The following is a 3,125-nucleotide window of genomic DNA, read 5'->3' on the forward strand; positions in this document are numbered from 1 at the left end:
TCTAGCCTGCAATGTCGCCGTCGCGCCTGCTCTGGCGAGTGACCGGGCGGTCGCGCCAGCCGTCGAGGCAAGGGCGGACCTGCCGAAGCTGAAAGCGCAGGCCATCGCCCATGTGGATGCCGAGGCCAAGCAGATCCAGGTCATGGTCGACCAGCTGTTCAGCTTCGCGGAGCCGGGTTTTCAGGAGGTCCGGTCTTCCGCCTATCTCGCCGATATTCTTGAGAAGAACGGCTTTACGGTCACGCGTGGCGTCGCCGGGATTCCGACCGCCTTTACGGCGACATGGGGAACGAAGGGGCCGACGATCGCGCTCGGCAGCGACATCGACGCGCTGCTCGGTCTCTCGCAATATCCGGGCATCGCCGGGAAGAAGCCGATGGTGGAGGGCGCGCCGGGGCATGGGGAGGGGCATAATAGCGGCCTGCCCGTCGTGATCGCGGCGGCCATCGCCGCCAAGCAAGTCATGGAAAAAAATGGCATCGCCGGGCGATTGGTGGTTTGGCCGGGCGTTGCGGAAGAATTGCTGGCGGGCAAGGCGTTTCTGGTCCGGGCCGGTGTGTTCAAGGGGGTGGATGCCTGCATATTCACCCATGTCAGCGGCGATTTCTCCACGGCCTGGGGCGATATGGGCCTGACCGCGATGGTCTCCCGCCGAATACACCTTCCACGGCAAGTCCGCCCATGCGGCCATGGCGCCATGGCAGGGATTGAGCGCTCTCGACGCTGTGGAACTCATGGATGTCGCGTGGAATTTCCGGCGCGAGCACCTTCCGCTGACGCAGCGTTCCCATTCCGTCATCACCGATGGCGGCGACCAGCCCAATATCGTGCCGGAAAAGGCGACGGTCTGGTATTATTTCCGGGAGAACGGCTTCGACACCGTTCGCCAGTTGTACGAGACCGGCAATACCGTCGCGCAGGCGGCGGCGTTGGCGACCGGCACGACCGTCGAGCATCGCCTGCTGGGATATGCGGCCCCCAATTACGGCAACAAGCCGCTGGCGGAGGCGGCCTATGCCAATATCCAGGCGGTCGGGATGCCGAAGTGGGATGCGGACGACCGCGCCTTTGCTCTGGCGGTCCAGCAGGGCAGCGGCCGGGAACCGCTTCCCTTGGCCGATCGAGTCGGCGAACTGTCGACGCCCGCGAACAGGGGCGCCCCCATTGGCGGTTCCGACGATATCGGCGATGTGATGTGGACCGTGCCGACGATCACGCTGCGTTACCCGTCCAATATTCCTGGCCTCATCCCGCATAACAGCATGGCCGCCATCGCCATGGCGACGCCGATCGCGCATACGGGGGCCGTGGCGGGCGCCAAGGCCGTCGCCCTGACGGTCCTGGACCTGGTGACGAATCCTTCGCTCCTTAGGGAAGCGAAAACATGGTTCACGGATGTGCAGACGAAGGATCGGAAATATGAACCGATCGTTTCGGGAAGCGATGTGCCGCCCATTCATCTCAATGCCCAGACCATGCGCCTGATGCGGCCGGAAATGGAGAAATTCTATTACGATCCGACGCGATACGGCACATATCTGGGACAGCTCGGCATAGACTATCCCTCTGGCAAGGCGTCGTCCCGCGCCGCCCGGCGACCAAGGTAAAGCATCCGTGGACCACGGATGAGAGGGAACAGTCCAAGCACTGGAGGCGCGGTTCAAGGTCAGGATGCCGTCAATCGACGACAATGCTGGGCGGCAAACGGCGTCGCCGACGATTATAATCTGCTTATGGCCATGGTTTGATCAACTGTCGGACAGATTGCCTATATCCTGCCTATGAAATTCACCAGCGAAGTGGTTATTTGGTCGTTCCAGTCCCAAATTTTCCCTTAGCGTGCATCCCTCATAGGCGGTTCTGAACAATCCGCGGCGCTGGAGTTCGGGTACGACCTGTTCCACGAACCGGTCGACCGATCCATGCAGGTCGGGAAACATGATGTTGAAACCATCCGCTGCGCCACTGCGGAACCAATGTTCGAAATCATCGGCGATGTCTTGAGGGCTGCCGAACAGGATTCGATGGCCGCCAGCAACCATCTTGCGCAGCAATTGGCGAACAGTCGGCCTTTCCCGGTGGATGAGATCGACGACCAGTTGCTGGCGGCTCTTGTGCGTGTTCGTGATGGGAATAGCGGCGGGCAATATCACAGGTTCGTCCAGCGGCAGTTTCCACAGATCAACCCCTATGTTGACGAAGCGGGATATGCCCTTGAGCGTCACAACAGGGTCGAGAAGATCCTGAAGTGTCTCGTAGCGCGCGGGCTTCATCCACATCCTTGCCCACATAGACCGACACGCCGGGAAGGATGCGCAGATCGCCCCGTTTGCGCCCATATCTTGCGACGCGGGCGGTGATGTCGGCGTTAAAGGCCAGCGCCTCATCGATCGTCTGGGCGCCGGTGAAGGCCAACTGGGCTGTACGCGCCGCCAATTCGCGGCTGTCACGGGATGAGCCGGCCTGGGCGATCACCGGATAACCCTGCACCGGGCGGGCCGCGTTCAGCGGACCCTGGACGGCGAAATGCGGACCTCTATGGTTCAGCGGGTGCATTTTTGCCGGATCGGACCAGATGCCGACGGTCTTGTCCTGCACGAAGGCGTCATCTTCCCAACTGTCCCACAGGCCAGTGATGACATTGAAGAATTCCTGCGCCCGTTCATAACGCCTGGCGTGCAGCACATGATCCTCGTGACCGAAATTCGCCGCGCCGCCCAGCGAGGTAACAAGGTTCCAGCCCGCTCGCCCATCGCTCAGATGATCGAGAGAGGCGAGACGGCGGGCCAGTGTGTAGGGCTCATTATAGGTCGTGTTGGCCGTGCCGATGAGACCGATCCGGCTGGTGGCGACTGCGAGCGCCGGGAGCAGCATGAGCGGATCCCAACGCATGCCCTGCGAGGTCCGGGTAAGGGAGTCTGCGTCGAGATCCGGGACCGCCACGCTATCATTGAGAAAGAGGGCATCGAACAGCCCTTCCTCCAGCTTCCGTGCAACCCGCGCATAGGGCGCGAAGCTGCGCGAGGCATTGGCATCCACTTCCGGCAACCGCCAGCTTGCGCTGTGCGAACTGAAGCGCCCCGGCTTTTCAGGAGGCAGTTTTCATTGGGCTATGCAGCCATATC

Annotated in this window: 2 protein-coding genes and 1 pseudogene; 1 reads left to right on the forward strand and 2 read right to left on the reverse strand. The window is 61.8% G+C overall.

What is annotated here, in order from left to right; genetic code table 11:
• The first annotated feature begins 31 nt into the window (after positions 1 to 31).
• Positions 32 to 1,607 (forward strand): annotated as a pseudogene (locus V7D69_RS15625) (amidohydrolase).
• 141 nt (positions 1,608 to 1,748) lie between these two features.
• Here the strand turns inward: V7D69_RS15625 and V7D69_RS15630 are convergent.
• The gene (locus V7D69_RS15630) at positions 1,749 to 2,225 is read right to left on the reverse strand and encodes a hypothetical protein (RefSeq protein ID WP_333606283.1); all 477 of its coding nucleotides are present in this window, start codon (positions 2,223 to 2,225) and stop codon (positions 1,749 to 1,751) included.
• The gene (locus tag V7D69_RS15635; RefSeq protein ID WP_333606284.1) at positions 2,182 to 3,099 is read right to left on the reverse strand and encodes an NtaA/DmoA family FMN-dependent monooxygenase; all 918 of its coding nucleotides are present in this window, start codon (positions 3,097 to 3,099) and stop codon (positions 2,182 to 2,184) included. Before V7D69_RS15635 ends, V7D69_RS15630 begins: the two co-directional genes overlap by 44 nt.
• Positions 3,100 to 3,125: the final 26 nt, after the last annotated feature.

The sequence above is a fragment of the Novosphingobium sp. genome, from assembly GCF_036733805.1.
GTDB lineage: Bacteria > Pseudomonadota > Alphaproteobacteria > Sphingomonadales > Sphingomonadaceae > Novosphingobium.